Genomic DNA, 20,502 nt, shown 5'->3' with positions numbered 1-20,502 from the left:
AGTGTTTGCGATAAAAATGAGCAAGCAAATAACTTTTTGTTTAATCTATCTAAAGAAATCGATTAATAGGGCGATATAACGTCTGTAAGCAATCGATTTAGATGGTAGTCAGATGAGAGCATTAATAGCCTTAAGTATGTTGTTAGCCCTACAGGGCTGTGGTTCGTTACCCGATGATATTCTTAACGACAACATGTTGACCATAGCGCCGCAAGGTGAACAAGACGTAATGCACCCAGATTGGGGCAAAGCCACGGTGAAACCAAAATCCGGCGTGCAAGGCCCCTATGGTGAAAAGAATGCGTACCAACCACACTCACTAGAAAGTTTTCTAGCAAAGCACAATTTAAATTATGAAGTGCTGCCGGGTGATTACAAGATGGTCAAACTGGTCGATACGATCAAGTTCAATACGGGTTCATCGCAAGTGTCTCGTCAGTCTGCTTACTGGCTCGACGTTATCGCCCGCTACGTTGCGTCCCAGCCAGGTATTGATGTAGTGATTGATGGCCATGCTGACAATACTGGCGCCGCGAAATTTAATGACAAGCTTTCGGTGAAACGTGCCGACGCCGTCAAGCAGTCTTTAGTCAACAATAGCGTTGATCAGCGTTCAATATTTACACGTGGCTATGGCGAAGCTGAGCCTGCTTGTAATAATGCTACTGCAAAAGGTAAAGCTTGTAATCGACGTGCAGAAGTCCTGTTCATCTTATCGGCGGATTATTAAGCAAACCGTACTCATCTAGACGAATTAGCACGAGAATAGCGACATTGGCGCTATTCTCGTTTTTGTATCTGCCTATAATTACTCTCAAGACGTGCCAATAGGAAAATTACGTGGCTGAACAACCCAAATATATCGTTGCGCTGGATCAGGGCACAACAAGCTCCCGAACGATCGTGTTTGATCATCAAGGCAGTGTGGTCGCCAATGCGCAGCGTGAATTCAAACAGATTTATCCTCAAGCCGGCTGGGTTGAGCATGACCCGCTTGATATCTATGCAAGCCAAAGTGCAACGTTAACCGAAGCCTTAGCAAAGGCCGGGATTCGTGGCGACGAAATCGCAGCGATAGGGATTACGAATCAACGTGAAACCACGGTGGTGTGGAATAAATTAACGGGCAAGCCCGTGCACAATGCCATTGTATGGCAATGTCGTCGTACCACGCCGAACTGTGATGAATTAGTTGCACGTGGTTTAGAAGCGTGCATAAAGACGAAAACAGGCTTGGTACTTGACCCATACTTTTCGGCAACCAAGATACAATGGATCTTAGACAACGTTGATGGTACTCGGGAACAAGCCGAGCGGGGCGAATTGTTATTTGGCACGGTGGATAGTTGGCTCATTTGGAAAATGACGCAAGGAAATGTTCACGCAACAGACTACACCAATGCTTCACGTACCATGCTGTTTAATATTGACGATAAGGCATGGGATGATGAATTACTGCAATTGTTTACGATTCCCAAATCGATGTTGCCACAGGTGCAATCTTCTTCATCGTATTTTGGTGATGCAAACATTGCAGGCCATAACATTCCTATCTGCGGTGTCGCCGGCGATCAACAAGCAGCGCTGTTTGGTCAAAAATGCACCCAAGCAGGTCAAGCCAAAAATACCTATGGTACGGGCTGTTTCTTATTAATGAATACCGGGCAGCAACGTGTTAATTCAACTCATGGTCTATTAACGACACTCGCTTGTGATGCACAAGGTCATCCGTGTTATGCCCTTGAAGGCTCTGTTTTCATGGGCGGCGCATCCGTTCAGTGGCTACGTGATGAGTTGAAATTACTGAACTCTGCTCAGCAATCGGAAGAAATGGCGACACAAGTAAACTCCACCAATGGTGTTTATGTGGTTCCTGCTTTTACGGGGTTGGGTGCCCCTTATTGGGATGCGCATGCGAGAGGTACAATTGTGGGATTAACCCGAGGTGTTAATGCCAATCATATTGTCAGAGCCACCTTAGAAAGTATTGCGTATCAATCAAAGGACGTATTGGCAGCCATGCAAGCCGATTCGGGCATGACATTGGAACATCTCAATGTAGATGGTGGTGCGGTTAAAAATAACTTCCTAATGCAATTTCAAGCCGATGTATTGGCAACCCCCGTTGTTAGACCTCAAGTTGGTGAGCTTACCGCTCTTGGCGCAGCTTATCTGGCGGCGTTGGGATGCAAAACATGGCCTCATAGTGAGCAAACGGCCAGTGCCAACGCGATAAATGATGTATTCACGCCTTGCCAAGATAACCACAAACAAGCTCAACGCTATAAAGGTTGGAAGCGCGCGGTGAAGTGCGCCCAGTTATGGGCAACATTAGACGATGAGTAATAGATAGACTGGATCGTCTTATTTAAGAGATTCAGGCTTGTTTGCTTCGTTAAACCTTGAGTAAGCCCTGCATAGCAGGCTTACTCTGCTTACTTTTCTACTACCTAGACGATCGAAATAAAACGTTAGACTTGTTTGTGCTTGTCTTGGTGCATTTTGACTAGGAAGTAAACATTAACGCACGCGATGAAACCATTAGTCAGAACCACTGGCCAGGAATCAATCATTAAGCCGTAAGCGGTAAAAAGCGCACAGCCAAAAAAGTTGATGACACGTAACTTGATGATATCTTTCATAGTCAGTGATAGTGCGACCATGATGGATGCAGCGTAGCCTAATAGTTCGACTCCGTTAAAGTCCATTGTTAACCCTCATTTTATTGCGATGTATTGGTACTACTTTGTGTTTTAGCGGAGCGGTTAGCTTGGTATGCGTCCTTCCCCTGTCGCTCTAGGAGATAGAAACTGACTACACTGCGTTGAACTCAAAGTTTGTACCAAAAGTCATTCTGAATGCATGGTATGTGTTGTTATATTTAGCATTGCATTGACAGATGCTTATTGTGTTTAACAAAAGCATAGCAGCGACAAAACTGTGATTAAACCCTCGAAATGCAGAAGATTGAAGGTTAGCGATTACGCAAACGGTTGGGGAGTGGTGGGCTATGCAACGAAGTGTTAACTAAAAAGCAAAAAAAAGCCCACATATAAGCATGTGAGCTCAAATCTATTTAGACTGAAAAATCAGCCTTTACAGCGATAAGTTATTTCTTAACGCCTTTTTGAACTTGTTTGTCAGCTTCAGTTAGTTCACGAATGCGACGGCTGATGTCACGACGTTCTTTTGAGATTTCAGCGCTTTTGATGATGTGGTCATCAACACGGTCTTCGTAATCCGCTTTCATGTTTTTGATGATTGCAACGATTTCATCATGAGACATGTCTGCAACGATGTAATCCATCAAGTTTTCTAAAAGGTCTACACGTTTACGGTTATCACGAACTTTTTTCTCGTTATCGATAAGCTCACGTTTTAACTTATTCTTACGACGCGCCTGAGATACGATTTCAAATACACCACTCATAGGTTCCATTCCTAGTTTTAACGTTAACTGGCAATGATTAAATCATAACAGAGCGGGGGTTTACAGTACTAAGATCAATCATTTCGACAACTTGGTGCTTTTATCAGCAATTCGTTTCAAGATAGATTGAGCCTATCGCTGGAACGATATATTATTTTGCAAAGTCACTTGAATGATAACGTGTTGAATTATGCGAAGTTCCGACATTATCTTACCAAAGCCTGAAGCGACCTCAGATGAAATGCGCAATGAAAAACTTGTGAAAGCGTACATATTTGAGAGAACACAGCAAGAAATCACCGAAGTCGAGCTAAACCGCGCTAAAATTGTCATTATTGATGAAAATGGCAACTTGAAGCGAGTGCCACTCTTGGCAGAACACTAATTCATATCAAAGTTAAAATAATAAGGAAGTATTATGAATATTGAGCTATCCCCGATTGAAGCACGAGTGATTGGTTGTCTTATCGAAAAAGAAGTCACAACACCTGATTACTATCCCCTAACGCTCAATAGTTTAACCGCCGCTTGTAACCAAAAAAGTAACCGCGAACCCGTTTTGCAACTGAGTGATTCTGATGTACAAGGCGCTGTTGATAGTTTGATCTCTCGCCGCTTGGTCAGTGATGAGAGTAGCTTTAATAGCCGAGCAAACAAGTTCCAGCATCGTTTCTGTAATACAGAATTTGGCGACCTGAAGCTAAGTAAGCAGGAAAAAGGCATTGTTTGCTGTTTGCTACTTCGTGGTGCTCAAACGCCGGGTGAAATTCGCACTCGCACCAATCGCCTTGCTGAATTTTCTGACGTAAAGGAAGTCGAGGCGTTACTAGACAAAATGGCTAATGCTGAAACGGGCGCCCTCGTTGTTAAGTTGCCACGTGAAGCAGGTAAACGAGAATCACGTTACCAACATCTATTTAGTGGCGAAGTAGATATTGAAGCGTTAGCTGCTTTAGCACCGTCATCTACCGGTCAATCGGCGAATGCACGCATTGTTGAGTTGGAGGCGGAAGTTGCGGCATTAAAAGCTGAGGTTCTCGAACTTCGTGCGACGATTGAAGAATTGAATGGTTAACCCAACTAAGACATTGTGGAGCGTGTATTTTGTACGTACACGCTCTGACAAACTTTATTGTGGTATTACGACCAATGTCGAGCGCCGTTTCGAGATGCATTGTGCAGGCACAGGCGCGAAAGCCCTAAGAGGGCAAGGGCCACTTGTTTTAGCGTGGTATCATCCGGCTGGCGATAACCGCAGTATAGCGTCTAAGATAGAGTATCAATTAAAACAAATTCATAAATCACGAAAAGAGGCTTTAATTTGCGGCAAGCTAGATCTAAATGAGGCCCTTCCACAAGAATATTGTGAGCTAATAAACCCGCAAAGTTAAAAATGTATTACGCTTTATAATAGACAAAAAATTCAAATAAAATTCTGATGGTTCAGCATTGTACTGAACTACTTAATGGCTAGGTAAAAAAGAGATTTTGTATGTATAAAACGACTTTAGCTGCGCTACTGTCTCTCATCTCATTAAACGCGATGGCGCATTCGACGCAAGTGTTAAATGGCTATTGGCAGTATGATGAATATCTAGAATCACACGTAAGGCAAAAGGTATTGACGGAGCAACTTTCACAGGCGGTGAGAGAGGAACCGACCACTATAGAAAAGGCGCAAGAACAGCCTATTTCAATCTCTGTGGTTTATCCAGGCCAACAAATTTCAGATTACTGGGTTCGTAACATTAAAGCGTTTGAAGCTCGCTTGGATAAACTGGGCATCAAGTATAATATTAATCAGGTATTTACAAGGCCTAATGTGGATATGCGACAACAAAGCTTGTCGTTACTCGAAGCGATTCAAAACAACTCAGACTACCTAATTTTTACCTTAGATACCACTCGCCATCGAAAATTTATCGAGCATGTAATCAGCTCAACCGATACCAAGCTCATTCTACAAAATATTACCACTCCGGTGCGCGCTTGGGATGATCATCAGCCATTTATGTATGTTGGTTTTGACCACCAGCTAGGTACAAAGCACATCGAAAATTACTACAAAGAAAAAACCGCAGCTGGTAGTAAGTATTCCGTGTTGTACTTTTCAGAAGGCTACATTAGTGATGCGCGTGGAGATACCTTCATTGAAGAGATGAGCCATCATGACGGCTATAAGTTGAGCTCTTCATTCTACACCAAAGCGACCAGAGAATCGGGTTTCAACGCAGCCATGAATGCGGTGGAAAAAGATCCGGATATTTCATTTATTTATGCTTGTTCAACCGATGTCGCACTGGGTGCCGTTGATGCTCTGAAACAACTCAAACGAGGCGATATTTTGGTTAATGGCTGGGGGGGAGGCTCTGCGGAGTTAGAGGCGATCGAACAAGGTGATATTGATGTGACGGTGATGCGTATGAACGATGACACCGGCATTGCGATGGCTGAGGCGATTAAGTGGGACTTAGAAGGTAAGCCAGTTCCCCATGTTTATTCGGGTGATTTTGAAGTGGTAACGAGTGCCGATAGTGGTGAAAAGATCGACATCTTAAAGCGTCGTGCATTTAGGTACTCAGACCAATAATGAAACTGTGGAAAAGGCGAACGGGCAAACACCAACTTGCGACGCTATTAACGCATTCAATTTTTGTGACAATTGGCGTGCTTACCTTAGTGGTTGTGTTACAAAACTACCAAGTAAACCGCCAAGTGGTCACACAAGAAGTTGCTCGTTCAAAGCTGCAAACATCGAGCTTGATACAAGAAATATTTACATTCAGGCTCGAATCGATTGAAATCCAGCAAGATAGCTACAGCCGTAGCTTATCCCTGATCGATTCTTTACGCGGTGACAGTGAAGAAAATATCACCTTATTCTTTAATGGTATTGACCAAATCGATCCCGATCTTTCGCCTGATTTCCGTTTTATCACCAAAGGCGACAAGATAACGTGGAACGATGAGAATCACCGTTTCTACGGTATTGATGATGAACAATTAATGCATATTAGCCATGATCTCGTCACGGGTAGTGATTGGTATATCTCGCAAACACCTTCTGCTTTGGGAATGCGCTATCTGATGATTCGCCGTACCTCACTGATTGCAATGAGTAATGGTGAGGTAGTCGGTGATCTCTATGTCGGTATTGTACTAAACAATAATTTTTCTCTTATTCGCGCATTACTGGATGGCAGTAATGTCGATGAGGTTGTGTTGACGGTCGGCAGTGAAATCATCGCGAGTAGCCTGAAAACGAATGCTCGTCACATCCAATGGCTTGAAGAATACTCTCCGGAACTCAATGCGAATGATTTCATGGTTTCGAAGGTTGATTTAACCATCAACGATGTGGCTACTTTTATTACGGTTTACACCATTCAAGATAACTCTCATATCGCGTTATTAATGCAAGGCCACTACCTCTGGGTTGGTGCTGCACTATTGGTGATCGTGTTAATTGCACTGTACAGCCGATTTTGGCTCCGGCTGAGAGTGTCGAAAGAGCTGAATAACTTAATGGTCTACACCGAGCAAAGCATAGAAGCCAAGCAAGAAAAACGGTTTGAAGGATCTGAAATAGCAGAATTCAACACTATCGGCAAATCGTTTCAACGTTCGTTCAAAAGACTCCGCGAACAAGAAAAGCAATTTACAGACTTATTCAACTACTCACTGTCACCGATGACCTTATGGGATACATCAGGCCAATTACTGCGAATGAATCCGGCAGCGGAACGTACATTCTGTAAAAGTGATGAACTCTATCAATTATTATTAGATAAGCTTATCCCGCAGATTCGAATGGCGGCAAATGGGGCATCATTGACGGGAATTAATATTGCCATCAGCGATATTACTTATCGTTGGAACTTCTCTCCCATCATTATAGACAATCAAACCCGGCACATTATGGCGCAAGGACAAGATGTCACTAGCTTTGTCGAAGCGGAACATCAAAGTAAAATGGCGCGTGAAGAAGCTGAAGAGCTAGCGCGGATTCGAGCGGACTTTTTGGCCAGAATGAGCCATGAGTTGCGCACACCGCTAAATGGTATCTTGGGTGTTTCTCAGTTACTCAAAACCAACCTAACCAAAGCAAACGACATCGAGCATATGAATGTTTTGGTCAATAGTGGCGAACATCTATTAGCAGTACTGAACGATATTCTCGATTTTTCTAAAATTGAACAGGGTAAGTTTCATATCCAAAGCCGAGATTTTAGATTGTACGAAATCGTCAATACGATAGAGAAAACTTATCGACCACTGTGCGATGAAAACAATGTTCGGTTTACGATGCAAAGTAATATCGATGCAGGGCAATTGGTCTGCAGCGATCAAATTCGCTTAAACCAGATCATGTTTAATCTGGTCAGTAACGCGGTTAAATTTACCCATTTTGGTTCAATTAATGTCAGTCTTAATCTCCAGACTCATGGCCGTGATACGACACTGGATGTTGTAGTGGAAGATTCGGGCATTGGTATTGATAGCTCACGACTTCAGCATATTTTTGAGCCTTTTGTTCAGGCCGAAATGACAACAACCCGTGAGTACGGTGGTAGTGGCCTAGGTTTGGCGATTGTTCATAGCTTAGTTGAATTACTTGAAGGTTCGATTTGGGTTGAAAGCGAAATTGGCGTGGGGACACGCTTTAATATTACACTGCCAATCCAATTGCATGACAATGAAGCATCCGCTGAAGACAACCAATTGCTCGTGAAACCCGAAACACTGTTTGATCGCTCATTAGAGGTATTGTTGGTCGAAGATAACCATACAAATGCTTATATCGCCCGTGCATTTTGTGAAAAATATGGAATGAAAGTGACATGGGTGCAAGATGGCTACAATGCCATAGAGCATTTAAAACATAATCCGGAACTCGATTTGGTCTTAATGGACAATCAACTACCGAGTTTGGGTGGAATAGAAGCGACCAAAATTATCCGTCAAGAATTGCACTCTTCGGTGCCAGTCTATGCTTGTACGGCGGATGGTATGCATGATACCAAGCGTGCATTTATCGATGCGGGGGCAAATTATGTCATCGTTAAACCGATCAAAGAGAGCGCTCTTAACAAAGCTCTGATTCATTATCGAGATACTTTTTTCCAAACTAACTATGTTAGCCACATGGATAAGTAACGCTCAGTGAGTTGGGATGACTGTTTGTCAAGAGTGGTTCAGAGTGGCTTGGCTTGGAAGGATTTTTCAAGCAGCGTTTGTTTTAGTGTCTGGGTTAGCTCGATAGCGTGATCAAATTTGACGCCGATTTTATGGCCGTGTTTGGTTTTCTCAATGCTTACAACGGAATAAGTTAACTCTTGCGGTAGTGCATTTGAAAGTTCACAAGCAATCTCTATTATATGCTCTTTTTCGAAGTTGTTTTCTCCCGCAATAGACAAAGCACAGCCGGTGATGGAAAAATCGGTCATAGTCGCTTCGTAGGTGACGGTGTTGGCGGTAACTTGGGCTGGGATGTTGATCGAGTAGCGCTCATAATTGCGAATCGGTTTCGATGCAAAATGTTGTGGCATACGGATCAACAATAACCCAGTTGGTGCGCTTATGCAGGCGAGTACAGAGCTCTTGAACGCAATGATATGGCCAAGTTTCGACTGTGTTACCGCTCGAACGACAACAGAAACGTTGTTCAGTTGGCGCATGACCAACATTTCTTGCGACTTTTTTGGCAACTCAACGATGAGATATTGGCCAAGCTTACACCCTATGTAATCGGCATTGTATGAGTGTGTGTCATTGGGGCCAAACTCAAGATTGATCGATAGCTTGAGGCCAGCGGTCAATAATGGGATAAGCTGATCAACGTTGTTTTGCGGCATAGTCATGAGCGTACGTGGAAAACATATCGCCTACTATAACGTTGAATAACAATAAGTTGAACCGTATCACTTTAGGTGAAGATCATTTTGGGATCTTCGTCTGATGGAGAGTTCATTTTCAAGCCGTCGCAGTTCTTGTGCATCGCAATCAAAATGCAGCTTGGTTCTACGTCTCACAATGTCATCAGCGGTGAAGGCCCACTCATTTTCGACCAAATAATCTAACTCAAAGCGGTGTAAGTCAGCGATGATGATTTCGTTATGAGTCTCGGCATTTTTCACTACGTCCCACACAGCAGTACCATACTGAGCCACGAGTCTTGCAACGGTTGCTGCTGAAAGCGAGGGATGTGCGCAGGTGACTTGATTCAGTAGTACCGCTCTTTGCAGGCCAATAGAGCCGGGAAGGGGGGCTGTCGGTTCTGACTGTGGCGGTGATAAGGCAAGAAAAGGTTCTAACGCTTTGATCACTTTAACGGAAAGCTTACGGTAAGTGGTTAATTTACCGCCGAAAACAGTGAGGAGAGGTGGCGCATTATGCACTGACTGTATTGTCAGATCATAGTCGCGGCTGAGCGCTTGCGCCGACACCGGCTTTTGCTCATTATTACTAGTATCATTCGGCATGTCCTCGAATAAGGGCCGGACACCGCTAAAGCTATCAATGACATCACTCGTATCAAGTTGATGGGTGAAAAATTGGTTGGTGAGCCGCAGCAAATAGGCGGTTTCCTCGTCACTTGTCTTCGCGCTATAAGCATCACCTTCAAAAGGGATATCGGTAGTACCAATCATTGAAAAACGGTCAAGGTAAGGAATAACAAAGACGATTCTTTTATCCTTATTTTGCAAAACGTAGGCGTGTTCTCCTTGATAGAGCTTAGGCACGATGAGGTGCGATCCTTTCACTAAACGCATACTATGTGGGCTTGTTTCTGGCGTGTATTGCTCAATAAAAGAAGCGGCCCAAGGCCCCGTAGCGTTAATCAGTACGCGGCTATAGCGTACTGATTCTAGATTTGTTCGCTGATCAAAAATAGTCACCTTCCATAACCCATGCTCGTATTTACTCTTTATCACTTGGCAATAATTACGCACTTCAGCGCCTGCTAAACGGGCTTGCTGCAAGTTCGCTATCACCAAACGTGCGTCGTCAATCCAGCAATCAGAATATTCAAACGCGGTGGTTATGTTTTTTTCTAAACCATCGGCTGGGTCGACTTTCATTTGTCGGGAAGGCTTAAGAATGCAGCGTCTGGCAAGATGATCGTATAAAAATAGTCCGGCTTTGATTTGCCATTTTGGCCGTAGGTGGGATAAGTGTGGCAGGCGAAAGCGCATGGGTTTAATGAGATGAGCGGCTCTAGAGAGCAAAATCTCTCGTTCGTTAAGCGCTTCTTTGACTAACCGAAATTCGCCATATTCAAGATAGCGCAATCCGCCGTGGACGAGTTTTGAACTGGCTGAAGAAGTTGCACAGGCAAAGTCCTTAGCTTCGAATAATCCGACACGTAGTCCACGATTGGTCGCTTCTGCAGCAATACCCGCGCCGTTAATGCCTCCGCCAACAATGATGACATCGAGCGTGGAATCTTGATTTATTATCGACTTGCCTTTGCTCACTATAAGTTCCTGATATCAGGGCTAATAGTGGTAATTATAGACAAACGCTAATAACGGAATGTGAAAATTATCTAATAACCAACAAACAACATTAAAACAGGCTGTTGATCAAGCGTTGTTCTTCATCAGTAACTTTAAATCGGGCGCTATCATCCAATTTGGTATTGATGACGCCACGTAACTCCCGTAACTGACTTGGCGTGAGTTGATGCAAGCTCGCTTTGAGTAACTCGAGTCTTTTCGAGTCGTGGTATGAGCGCTGAAGATAGGTCGTTGTTCTGGCGTTGTGGACAGTTGCCATTAGAATCCCCTTGTTTTGAAAGCAAAACTAAGCCGCGCCACATCCTTATGGTAATCGTTTTATTTTGGTCGTCGCATCAGTGCGTGCTTAGAGGCATTTAGAATAGATAACTGAGGGGAAGTAATGTCCGAATTGTGTCAGCTAAAGGCGAGAACTCGGTGAAACTGACATTCGTTTTAGGCTACTTTTGCAGCCACTGTGTGTAATCTATAACTCAGAATTACCCACAGTGATGCATTGATAAATAGCGCTGTTATTGCGCTAGACCACTTGTTACTGAGCGCTTTGCTCTGTTTCAGACGAGTGGTTAACTCGTACCGAGAATTTGCTCGCCAGTGAGTGCAGTTCTGGCAGCATGCGATAAATCAAATAGAGCTGCTGTAGCACCATTCTCGCCGAACTGTCATCTTCATCGCGCCATTCTGCAAGGCGAGCTTCCAGTGCAGGGTCATCAATATTTGACGTCGTACATTCCGCAGATTGATCGTTTAATTGGCAGTAGAGAGATTCAAGGTGATGGTGAATCACACGGTGCGATTGCAAAACAAGCTGATGAGTACAATCATTATCGATTCGCGTTCGATGAGCGCCTAAGGCCGAAATATAGCTCAGTAGGGCATGATTGAGCGTTAACAGACGGAAACTTTCATCCACGGCTGAGAGATATCTACCCGGTTCCACCAACATCGCACTGATTGCTGACGTTAAATTGGCATCTTGGTTGTGGGCATTACGACGTGCGATACGGTAGGCGAGGCTATCATTTTTACCAATACGATACTGGCCAATAATCTGTGCGAGGTAATCCTTATTGGAGCGAATACCTTCAGCCATCACTTTATGTAAACGCTTCGATTGCCAATCAGGCAGGATGAAGGTGACGGCCGCAACGGCAAGCGCGCAGCCAATCAATGTATCGGCTAAGCGCGGTAACACGACAGCGTAACCTTCGCCAAGCTGATTAAAACAGAACAACACTAACAGAGTAATAAATCCGGTCGCATAACCATAATTGGCGATACGAAAAGCAAAGAATGCCACACCAGAAATGACGATAAACACCAATTGGCTCTCTTGGGACGGGAATATAGCCAGCAGTGGCGCTCCCACAAGTAGCCCCACCAGAGTGCCTAATACTCGCGCCACCAGTTTTTGTTTTGTCGCGCTGTAGTTAGGTTGGCAGACGAATAGGGTGGTCAGCAAGATCCAGTAGCCACGTTCAATATCAAACAACTGAATAATGCCATAACCGAGGGTTAAGGCGATCGACATCCGAATCGCATGACGAAACAGCATCGAATCTTTGTTGAGATTAGAACGAATGCGTTGCCACATGATCTTTGGCGTGTGTGCATCAGTATCGTCAAGAACTCCTTCTTCTAAACGGCTGACATCTGGGTTGTTAACGTTGCTCAGCTGTCTATCGACCGTGGCTAGGTTATTAAATAGATAACCGAGTTGCGAGAGTAACGAACGCCATTCGGGTTTGTTCTGCTGCTGCAAGTAGGTAAGAGAGGCTTGTAATTCATCGAGAGCCAAGATGGAGTCGGTATATTGAAAGTCCTTACCTAAACGGATTGCTGTAGCGATTTCTCGGCATGCTTTGGCCTGAACTTGCAATAAGTGTTTAAAACGAAAGAGTACGTCAGAACGATCAAAATGCGATGCGAGCTCTTGATAGCGATAATGGCTCGAACTAGCACGTTCGTGAATATCTTGGGCGATAAAATAGATATTGAGGAAACGGTCACTGGCACCATCGATATGGCCACGCTTGGAGCGACTCAGTAATGTGGCCTTACATTGATTTAGCGCAGTAACGGTCAGTGCGTTGAGGTTTGCCTCTTTAATTCGATAGGGCTGGGGATGAAGGTCAGCAACTGGGTGAAAGAGTTCACTTTTCGCATCGAGATAATTGCCTAGCTCATAAAAAACTTTGGATAGACTTTGCTGTACCGGTTGTGTTGGCCAAAACGCATGCCAAATCATCGACATCAAATAGTACCAAGCGGCACCACTGAGTAGCATTAATGGCTGAAACCAAAGGTTGGTGCTTTCGTGAGCCCCTAACATGGCATAGATAGCGATCAATAACGAACCAAAGGCAATACTGGCATATCGAGGACCAATCGCACCTAGCATAATAAAACCGAAGCTAGAGACGAAGAGGCCAATAGCGAACAGTGGTGGATATTTGAAAAGTACTTCAATCGAAACGGAGGCGACTGCGAAGCAGATAAAAGTCAGTGTGACAGATTTTAAGCGACCGGTGAAACTATCTTCACTTTCAGCAAGCGCCGCTGCAATCACCCCAAGAATCAACGGTATGACTAATGAATTTAGCTGGTAATACCAAGTTGGAATGACAACACCTAACAGGGTGGTCAGTATTAATAGACTGTAATTAAACGTCTTATTAGCCCAATAGAGGCGGAGTTGACTCAAAAAATGCACTGTAATTCCAAATTTTACCGTAACTGAGAGCGAATCATAGCAGAGTCTCTATGGTAAACTTCTGATACAGATAAAGAAATAAGTTTAGTTGTTGATAAATTAAGCGTTGCGATTATTGACAACGAATTTTCAATTCCTTTTTCAAATCGGAACAAGGATACGATATGATAAAAGCAACAGAATCCATAGGCTTATTACAATGCAGCTAACTGCAAACAAGACTGCAAAGTTCTTCATCCAAAACGAATATCATCATGTTAGCCTCGATAACGATTTTATCGTATTGAGCTCAGAAAACTGTGAAGAGCGCATTCCCTTTAATATCTGGAATGGTCGCGTTGAACTCAAGCGTGGGTTAATCTGGGGCGGATTGCAGTTCTTCGCACATCCTCAAGATAATCGTCAACAAAGTTGGCTTGTGCAAGGTTTGCCGTGGGAAAAATGCCGCCAATTTGCGCGCTACGCAATCAATCATTATCAGCATTGGCATAACGAGCAATGTCGTCAGTTAGTGGCACATTTACCGCAGTGGGAAGAGCAGGTCAGTGTATTCCATCGTGCACAAAGCTTTGTCACTCATGCTCAAGTTTCACAGTGGCTTGATACGGTAAACCAAGATTTTAGTGCAATGTCGATGTCGCTAGAAGATGCGACGCTGCGTATTCCCAAGCGGATGAGCAAAATTGCCCCATGGATCAACGATTCCGAGCAACAGCTTGAACAGCGTAATCATGACTGGATGCTCAATGAACTGGACAATTGGAAAGTACTATTCTCGCAAATTGAATCGTCACCTCTCAATCTATCGCAGCAAAAAGCGGTGTTGCTAAACGATAACAATAACCTTGTCTTAGCTGGTGCTGGCTCAGGTAAAACCAGTGTACTTACCGCACGTGTGGCCTACTTGTTGCAAAGCCATTTAGCGCAAGCCTCAGAAATATTAATGCTCGCGTTTGGTCGAGAAGCGGCCCAAGAAATGAGGCAGCGACTAAGCAGTAAGATTGGTTCAGGCTCTGAGCCGGTGAAAGTGAACACATTCCATCAGCTTGGTTTGCAGATCTTGCGCCATGTGGAAGGCGATCAAGTTTCGATTTCTCAAGTGGCGACCAACGACAATTTACGTCAAGCCTGGTGTACTGATTGGTTAAAACGCCATTGGATGACACCCACTAGCTACAAACGCTGGCAAAAACATCTGTCGCAATGGCCAATTGCCTATATTGCCGGTGATGAAGAGTTAGGAAGCCATGTAGAAAACCCGAAATTAATCGCTTGGTTAGATACTCAGTTGAGCCAACTAGCGGCGATGGAATGCAGCAAAAAGCAGATCCAGCAACAGCTGGTTGAACATCGTGAATATACACGGCTTAACAGCGAGTTAGCACTAGTGTGGCCATGTTATCAAGCGTGGCTAGAAATGTTGAAAGAACAAAATGAAATCGATTTTAACAGCATGATAAGCCGTGCAACCAGTTACGTGCAAAAAGGCAAATTTACCTCACCTTGGAAATACATCATGATTGATGAATACCAAGATATTTCGCCGCAGCGATTGGCATTAGTGGAAGCACTGTGTAACCAAAGCAAACACCAAGACTGCGTGCTATTTGCCGTAGGGGATGATTGGCAGTCAATCTATCAGTTTGCGGGTGCAGATGTCGACTTGACCACTGGCTTTGCTGAACGTTTCCCTAACTCTACGTTACACTATCTCGATACAACGTATCGCTTTAATAACCAATTGGGTAACGTTGCCAATGCCTTTATTCAGCAAAACCCTAACCAGTTGGAAAAAGAACTTAAGAGCCACAAAGAGCAAAAAGGCAAAGCGGTCACCTTGTTGCCAATGGCGAATGTTGAGAAGGTACTCGATCAATTAGATCGTAAAGCGAAGACAAAGCAAACGGTATTGATTTTAGGCCGCAATCACTACCACAAGCCAGAGTTGTTTACTGATTGGCAGAAACAGTTTAATCAACTCGATATTGAGTTCATGACTTGTCACGGTAGTAAGGGTAAAGAGGCGGACTACGTAGTGATTGTCAATGTTGATGAAGGCCAGTTTCCTGCGCGAGTGAAAGCGATTCACCTCAATGGTGCGTTAACGCAATCGAACGATGATTTCGCTTATGCAGAAGAGCGACGTCTATTTTATGTGGCATTAACCCGTGCGAAGAAAAAAGTATGGGTGGCGTATAAAGGCAGTGGTTCTACTTTTGTCAAAGAGCTACTTAACGACGATTATCCAGTGAACCAAGCATAGTTAGCATTAAGCCAGTGTTAAACGTTGTATAAAAAACCGAAGCCAATGCTTCGGTTTTTTCTTATCTCAGACTGAAATCAGCACTTGCCGTTAAACATTGATAGCAAGAATTAAGTGCGCTCAGCAATGTATGCGTCATAATCTGGAATTTCGATGTCTACTTCTTGCTCGATAAGATCTGAGCTAAAGAGAAATTTAGCGGTGGCACGGTTTGTGGCAACCGGAATGTTCCATACACTCGCGATACGTAGAAGGGCTTTTACATCTGGGTCGTGTGGAACGGCATTGAGGGGATCCCAGAAGAAAATCATCACATCAATTTTACCTTCAGAAATTAACGCACCTAACTGTTGGTCGCCGCCCATAGGGCCACTGATCATGCTCTTAATTGCAAGGCCAGTCTCTTTACTTAGCATATGGCCAGTCGTGCCCGTTGCGTAAAGAAAGTGTCGTTGAAGTTTCTCTTTGTTTTCTTTTACCCAACGCAACAGCTCTGGCTTGCAGTTATCGTGAGCGACCAGCGCGACATGTTTATGTGCTGGCATAGTACGCGTTGTTTTTTGCATCTAATATTCCTAATTATTGATATAAAACGTAGGGCGATACTCTGAAGGAGACAGAGACTCGGCGATCACTTTAGGGTTGAGACTATTCGGTGTCAAAGCTTCTATGATAGGAGCTTCAATTTTTTCATATTGCATCCCATTCAGGTAATGAATTGCCTGTTGAATCGAGAGACGTCCTTGCTTAACCATTTTGTCGGTTGGGGCAAATTCGACACGATTTCGTAGCAAACCGCGATACACGCCATGACTAAGGTAAGTGGAGATGAGACCGATTTGTCCGGTTTTTCCTGCTGAACGCAATTCACTGATTGCCGCTTCAATTGCTACAGCGCTACCCACGATGTAATCGATTTGATCACCTTCAATCGCTTTTTGCACTAGATTGCGTTGTAGCTCTTTATCATTATCAGCCCAGTACGTTTCCGTGATGCGGACATCGCTGTCTTTAATAGCGGCTAGTAGCCCTTGAATAACGGGTTTCGTTCCACCGCTTGATTTTGGTCCAGGTAACAAGGCGACACTAGTGATGCCACTGCCTAGTGGATGTTTACGCTTGAGGTATTCGCCGGTGTAGTAACCCATCCAGTACCAATCAACGCCTACTTCACCTTTGAGGAGGCTTTCCGTCTCTTTATCGACAATCAGTTTATTCACAGTGGCGAAAATGGGGGTATTACCAACATAGCTTTTCAGATCTGAGAAGTAGATATCAGGTGCTACAGTACCTAGAATAATTGCGTCGGCATTCCAGTTGGTACACAGCGCAAGCTGTTCTTTTTGTTTTTCGTGGTTTGGGTAGCCACCGGCTTCGAGTACTCGTAGTTGAACGTTGTTTTTGCGTGCTTCGTCCACCATGCCATAGTTAACAGATAACCAGTAGGAATCTTTGAGGTGAGGGTAAATGGCACAAATTCGTAACGGCTCTTTGGCGACAGAATGAACGCTAAACAATAAGCATGAAAGAAGAAGTGAAATTTTGATAAAGCTATTGGGCACAGAAACAAATGGCATGACGGTTTTCGTTGGATTAAATAGTGTAAACACTGCAGAATATAGCGCATTCTGAGAGAGTTAAGAAGTGATGAATTCCCATGTTACTTGCTAAAGCCAGCATTGGCCGTAAGTTGTTGTTTGCTTTTTTGGCGATGGCACTGTTGGTTCTTATGTCGTCCGTTATCGGCGTTTTTGGTTTTTCGTTTGTGGCGAAAACCGAACGCAATGTAGTTAATTCCGCGATCCCTTCAATGATAGAAGCTCGTCAAGTGGCAGAGCTTAGCTCACGTATTATCTCGTCGGTGCAAAACCTAACCAATGCGCGAACCGAAGCGCAACGTAAACAATCGGGTAAGGAACTGTTTGATCAACTGGAAGCCTTACTGACTCATATCAAACAATTAGGCTCAGATTCTTTTGATTCTCAGTTACTTAAATCTCTTGAAACGAATGTACAGCAGATCATCAACACGTTGGGCAAACTCGGCATCGTCGTCGAGAAGAAGCTGTTTCTTGAACACGATTTAATTGTACGCACGGAAGATATGCGTACTCTTGCCCAAGAATTGGAGCAACTTACTCGCACGCAAGTTTCAAATACCAGCACTATTGCGGTGGCGAACGTCACGCACATTTATGATCTGCTAGCAAAAAAGCAAACAGAGAAAGCCTACCAAGCACTCGATGCTCTAGTCGAAGTTGATTTGGATCTCTCTGAGCGCTTGCATGAACTGCACCTATTAGCGTTCCAAATGCTAAATCAAATCGAAGAAATTCGCACGATTAACGATACTAAGCGATTAAGCAGTATTCGCGAGCAGTTCAATAATAACTTGTCAATCATGAAGCGCCGCGTAACGGCAGTGGAAGATCCGACACGCTCAGTACAAATGTCTGAACTTCTCACCCAACTTGATAAGCGTGGGGTCGCATTTGATGTTGTGTTACAACGTCACGATAACGAGCAAGAATCACATCAGTTGATGCTCGATACGCTCAATCAATTCACAGCACTGAATACGACCGTTAATAAGTTGGTGGATGATTCCAACCAAGCGACAACGGAAGCGGTCGACGAGTTAAAAACCACGCTTAATTTTGCCCAATTGACCCTTACTATCATAACCGTGTTAGGGATGATAATCGTGGTACTCATCGTATGGAAAGTGGTTTACGTGTCGGTATTAAAGCGATTAGCGGAGTATTCTTCTGCGCTGCTGTCGATTGCTCAAGGACAATTGAAGGTCGATATTACGGTAAAAGGTAACGATGAATTGGCGCATATGGGACAAGCTATCATCACTGCGCGAAATACCGCCCATGCACTGAAAGTGGTGGCGGAGAGTGAACGCACCGCTAAGCGCGAGCTAGAAGAACATAAAGGGCAATTAGAGGAGTTGGTCACTGAGCGTACACATCAGTTACAAGAAGCGAACAAGCGTCTTAACCTCGAAGTGGTTAACCATACATTAGCTCGCCAAGAAGCAGAGCAGGCGAGCCGTGCTAAGTCTGCCTTCCTTGCGACTATGAGCCATGAAATTCGTACCCCAATGAATGGTGTGTTAGGTACGGCTCGTCTACTTAAAGATGCCGGGCTAAATGCTCAACAAACTTACTATGTCGACATCATCAACCGCAGTGGCAAAACCTTGCTCGCGATCCTTAATGATGTGCTTGATTACTCCAAAATTGAAGCGGGTCACTTAGAAATTCGCCCGGTTGATTTTAATCTTCACTATATGGTTGAAGATGTCCATCAACTGTTAACCGGCCGAGCGAAAGAAAAACACCTTGAACTGAACACCATCATCGAAAGTGATATCGCACCATTTTGGTATGGCGATGTTACGCGCATCAGCCAAGTACTGACTAACCTGGTTGGTAACGCCATCAAGTTCACCGACGATGGACATGTTGATATCTACGTTTCATTAGAAGATGAAAATCAGGTGATGTTCGAAGTATCAGATTCGGGTATTGGTATTTCACAACAAGAAATGGAAACACTGTTTGATGCCTTTACACAAGCGTCGGGTGGTTTAGGTGTTAAAGGTGGTACTGGACTTGGTTTAGCGATCAGTAAGCGTATTGTAGAGGCGATGGGTGGTACGCTAAATGTGGAATCCGAAGTCGGTCAGGGGAGCCGATTCTGGTTTACCGTTCCACTTGAATTAGGACAAGAAGTCGCGAAGAAGGAGAGTCAGAATCAATGCGTTCTGAGTGCCAAAGTGTTGTTGGTGGAAGATAATCCAGTTAACTGCCTGGTTGCAGAAGGGTTCCTGACAAATTTAGGCCACCAAGTTGTGATTGCCGAAACGGGTGAAGAGGCTAAACAATTGTTTGCCGAAGACAAGTTCGATATTGCCTTGTTGGATATTAACCTACCTGATTGTGATGGCCGCGATCTGTTGGAACAGCTTCGTCAAATGGAGCAAGATGCCCAAATACCAGCGTCAGATCTAACGCCTTTTGTTGCCGTATCAGCGCATGTCTATAACGAAGAAGTTGAGAGTTATCTGGCGGCAGGTTTTGATGGTTACTTACCGAAGCCGCTAGATAAAGAAGCGTTATGTGAACTTATTCAGAATCATCTGGAAGGAAAGACTTTGTTACTCGATCAGGCTAATTTGCCTCAACCTTGCACCAACCACCTAAGCGTCATTAATGAAGCGGTGATCCTTGATGATCTCAACGTGCTTGGTAAAGAAAAAATGCAGCACATTGTGGAATTGTTCCTCAATGGCAGTGATGAGATATTAGCCTTACTGACTTATGCAGAACAGGCGAATGACAACGTTCAAGTGAAGCAGTTGGCGCATAAATTGAAAGGTTCAGCGGGAAGTTTAGGCTTAATGGCTCTCCACCAAGTGTGCGCTGATATTGAGAGTGCCAACAACCCGAGGCAAACCTACCAAATTTCAAAAACTAAACTGGTCGACGTTCTACAAGAGTCCAAGTTGGCATTATTAGCGATAGTCGCCTAAATATAGTCGGCAAAATAATGATAAGTTTTAGTT

Annotated in this window: 17 protein-coding genes; 9 read left to right on the top strand and 8 right to left on the bottom strand. The window is 44.1% G+C overall.

Features of this window, described 5'->3' with window-relative positions:
• The first annotated feature begins 136 nt into the window (after nt 1–136).
• Nucleotides 137–730: an OmpA family protein gene (locus tag RH86_RS00980; RefSeq protein ID WP_009384385.1), complete on the top strand. Its 594-nt coding sequence runs from the start codon at nt 137–139 to the stop codon at nt 728–730.
• 110 nt (nt 731–840) lie between these two features.
• The gene (gene glpK / locus RH86_RS00975) at nt 841–2,346 is read left to right on the top strand and encodes a glycerol kinase GlpK (protein WP_009384384.1); all 1,506 of its coding nucleotides are present in this window, start codon (nt 841–843) and stop codon (nt 2,344–2,346) included.
• A 125-nt stretch (nt 2,347–2,471) separates the two neighbouring features.
• On the opposite strand, the gene RH86_RS00970 is transcribed toward glpK, so the two are convergent.
• Nucleotides 2,472–2,708, bottom strand: a complete 237-nt coding sequence (locus RH86_RS00970) for a YgjV family protein (RefSeq protein ID WP_009384382.1) — start codon at nt 2,706–2,708, stop codon at nt 2,472–2,474.
• A 401-nt stretch (nt 2,709–3,109) separates the two neighbouring features.
• On the bottom strand, nt 3,110–3,430 hold the full coding sequence (locus tag RH86_RS00965) for a DUF496 family protein (protein WP_005599404.1): 321 nt from the start codon (nt 3,428–3,430) through the stop codon (nt 3,110–3,112).
• A 190-nt stretch (nt 3,431–3,620) separates the two neighbouring features.
• Between RH86_RS00965 and RH86_RS00960 the strand changes: the two genes are divergently transcribed.
• The 5 genes from RH86_RS00960 to luxQ all read left to right on the top strand — a co-directional run bounded on the left by RH86_RS00960 (nt 3,621) and on the right by luxQ (nt 8,587).
• Nucleotides 3,621–3,815, top strand: coding sequence for a hypothetical protein (locus tag RH86_RS00960; RefSeq protein ID WP_009384378.1), 195 nt, complete (start codon nt 3,621–3,623; stop codon nt 3,813–3,815).
• A gap of 33 nt (nt 3,816–3,848) precedes the next feature.
• Entirely contained in the window at nt 3,849–4,505 is a 657-nt protein-coding gene (locus RH86_RS00955; protein WP_009384376.1) for a YceH family protein, read from the top strand.
• A complete protein-coding gene (locus tag RH86_RS00950) occupies nt 4,498–4,821 on the top strand; it encodes a GIY-YIG nuclease family protein (RefSeq protein ID WP_009384373.1) in 324 nt (107 codons plus the stop codon). Before RH86_RS00955 ends, RH86_RS00950 begins: the two co-directional genes overlap by 8 nt.
• A 101-nt stretch (nt 4,822–4,922) precedes the next feature.
• Entirely contained in the window at nt 4,923–6,020 is a 1,098-nt protein-coding gene (locus tag RH86_RS00945; protein WP_009384371.1) for an autoinducer 2-binding periplasmic protein LuxP, read from the top strand.
• A complete protein-coding gene (gene luxQ / locus RH86_RS00940) occupies nt 6,020–8,587 on the top strand; it encodes a quorum-sensing autoinducer 2 sensor kinase/phosphatase LuxQ (protein ID WP_009384369.1) in 2,568 nt (855 codons plus the stop codon). The genes RH86_RS00945 and luxQ overlap by 1 nt, the downstream gene beginning before the upstream one ends.
• Before the next feature lie 38 nt (nt 8,588–8,625).
• On the opposite strand, the gene RH86_RS00935 is transcribed toward luxQ, so the two are convergent.
• The 4 genes from RH86_RS00935 to yccS all read right to left on the bottom strand — a co-directional run bounded on the left by RH86_RS00935 (nt 8,626) and on the right by yccS (nt 13,663).
• A complete protein-coding gene (locus RH86_RS00935) occupies nt 8,626–9,291 on the bottom strand; it encodes a PilZ domain-containing protein (RefSeq protein WP_009384367.1) in 666 nt (221 codons plus the stop codon).
• Nucleotides 9,292–9,351: 60 nt separating this feature from the next.
• Nucleotides 9,352–10,908, bottom strand: a complete 1,557-nt coding sequence (gene glpD, locus RH86_RS00930) for a glycerol-3-phosphate dehydrogenase (protein ID WP_009384365.1) — start codon at nt 10,906–10,908, stop codon at nt 9,352–9,354.
• A gap of 91 nt (nt 10,909–10,999) precedes the next feature.
• Nucleotides 11,000–11,209, bottom strand: coding sequence for a hypothetical protein (locus RH86_RS00925; RefSeq protein WP_005599390.1), 210 nt, complete (start codon nt 11,207–11,209; stop codon nt 11,000–11,002).
• A gap of 273 nt (nt 11,210–11,482) precedes the next feature.
• On the bottom strand, nt 11,483–13,663 hold the full coding sequence (yccS, locus tag RH86_RS00920; RefSeq protein WP_009384361.1) for a YccS family putative transporter: 2,181 nt from the start codon (nt 13,661–13,663) through the stop codon (nt 11,483–11,485).
• A 199-nt stretch (nt 13,664–13,862) separates the two neighbouring features.
• Here yccS and helD point away from each other — a divergent pair, with 199 nt between their 5' ends.
• Nucleotides 13,863–15,926 (top strand): DNA helicase IV, encoded by a 2,064-nt coding sequence (gene helD, locus RH86_RS00915; RefSeq protein ID WP_009384359.1) that lies wholly within the window; start codon nt 13,863–13,865, stop codon nt 15,924–15,926.
• Between the two features lie 110 nt (nt 15,927–16,036).
• Here helD and RH86_RS00910 read toward each other — a convergent pair whose 3' ends face one another.
• Both RH86_RS00910 and torT read right to left on the bottom strand, forming a co-directional pair.
• Nucleotides 16,037–16,492, bottom strand: coding sequence for a methylglyoxal synthase (locus tag RH86_RS00910; protein ID WP_009384357.1), 456 nt, complete (start codon nt 16,490–16,492; stop codon nt 16,037–16,039).
• 9 nt (nt 16,493–16,501) lie between these two features.
• A complete protein-coding gene (gene torT, locus RH86_RS00905) occupies nt 16,502–17,503 on the bottom strand; it encodes a TMAO reductase system periplasmic protein TorT (protein ID WP_009384355.1) in 1,002 nt (333 codons plus the stop codon).
• 80 nt (nt 17,504–17,583) lie between these two features.
• Between torT and torS the strand changes: the two genes are divergently transcribed.
• Nucleotides 17,584–20,469, top strand: a complete 2,886-nt coding sequence (gene torS, locus RH86_RS00900) for a TMAO reductase system sensor histidine kinase/response regulator TorS (RefSeq protein WP_009384353.1) — start codon at nt 17,584–17,586, stop codon at nt 20,467–20,469.
• Nucleotides 20,470–20,502: the final 33 nt, after the last annotated feature.

Source organism: Vibrio sp. N418 (genome assembly GCF_000222565.1).
Taxonomy (GTDB): domain Bacteria; phylum Pseudomonadota; class Gammaproteobacteria; order Enterobacterales; family Vibrionaceae; genus Vibrio; species Vibrio scophthalmi.
Note: the sequence above shows the minus strand (reverse complement) of the source record. Positions and strands in the feature narration are given on the sequence as shown.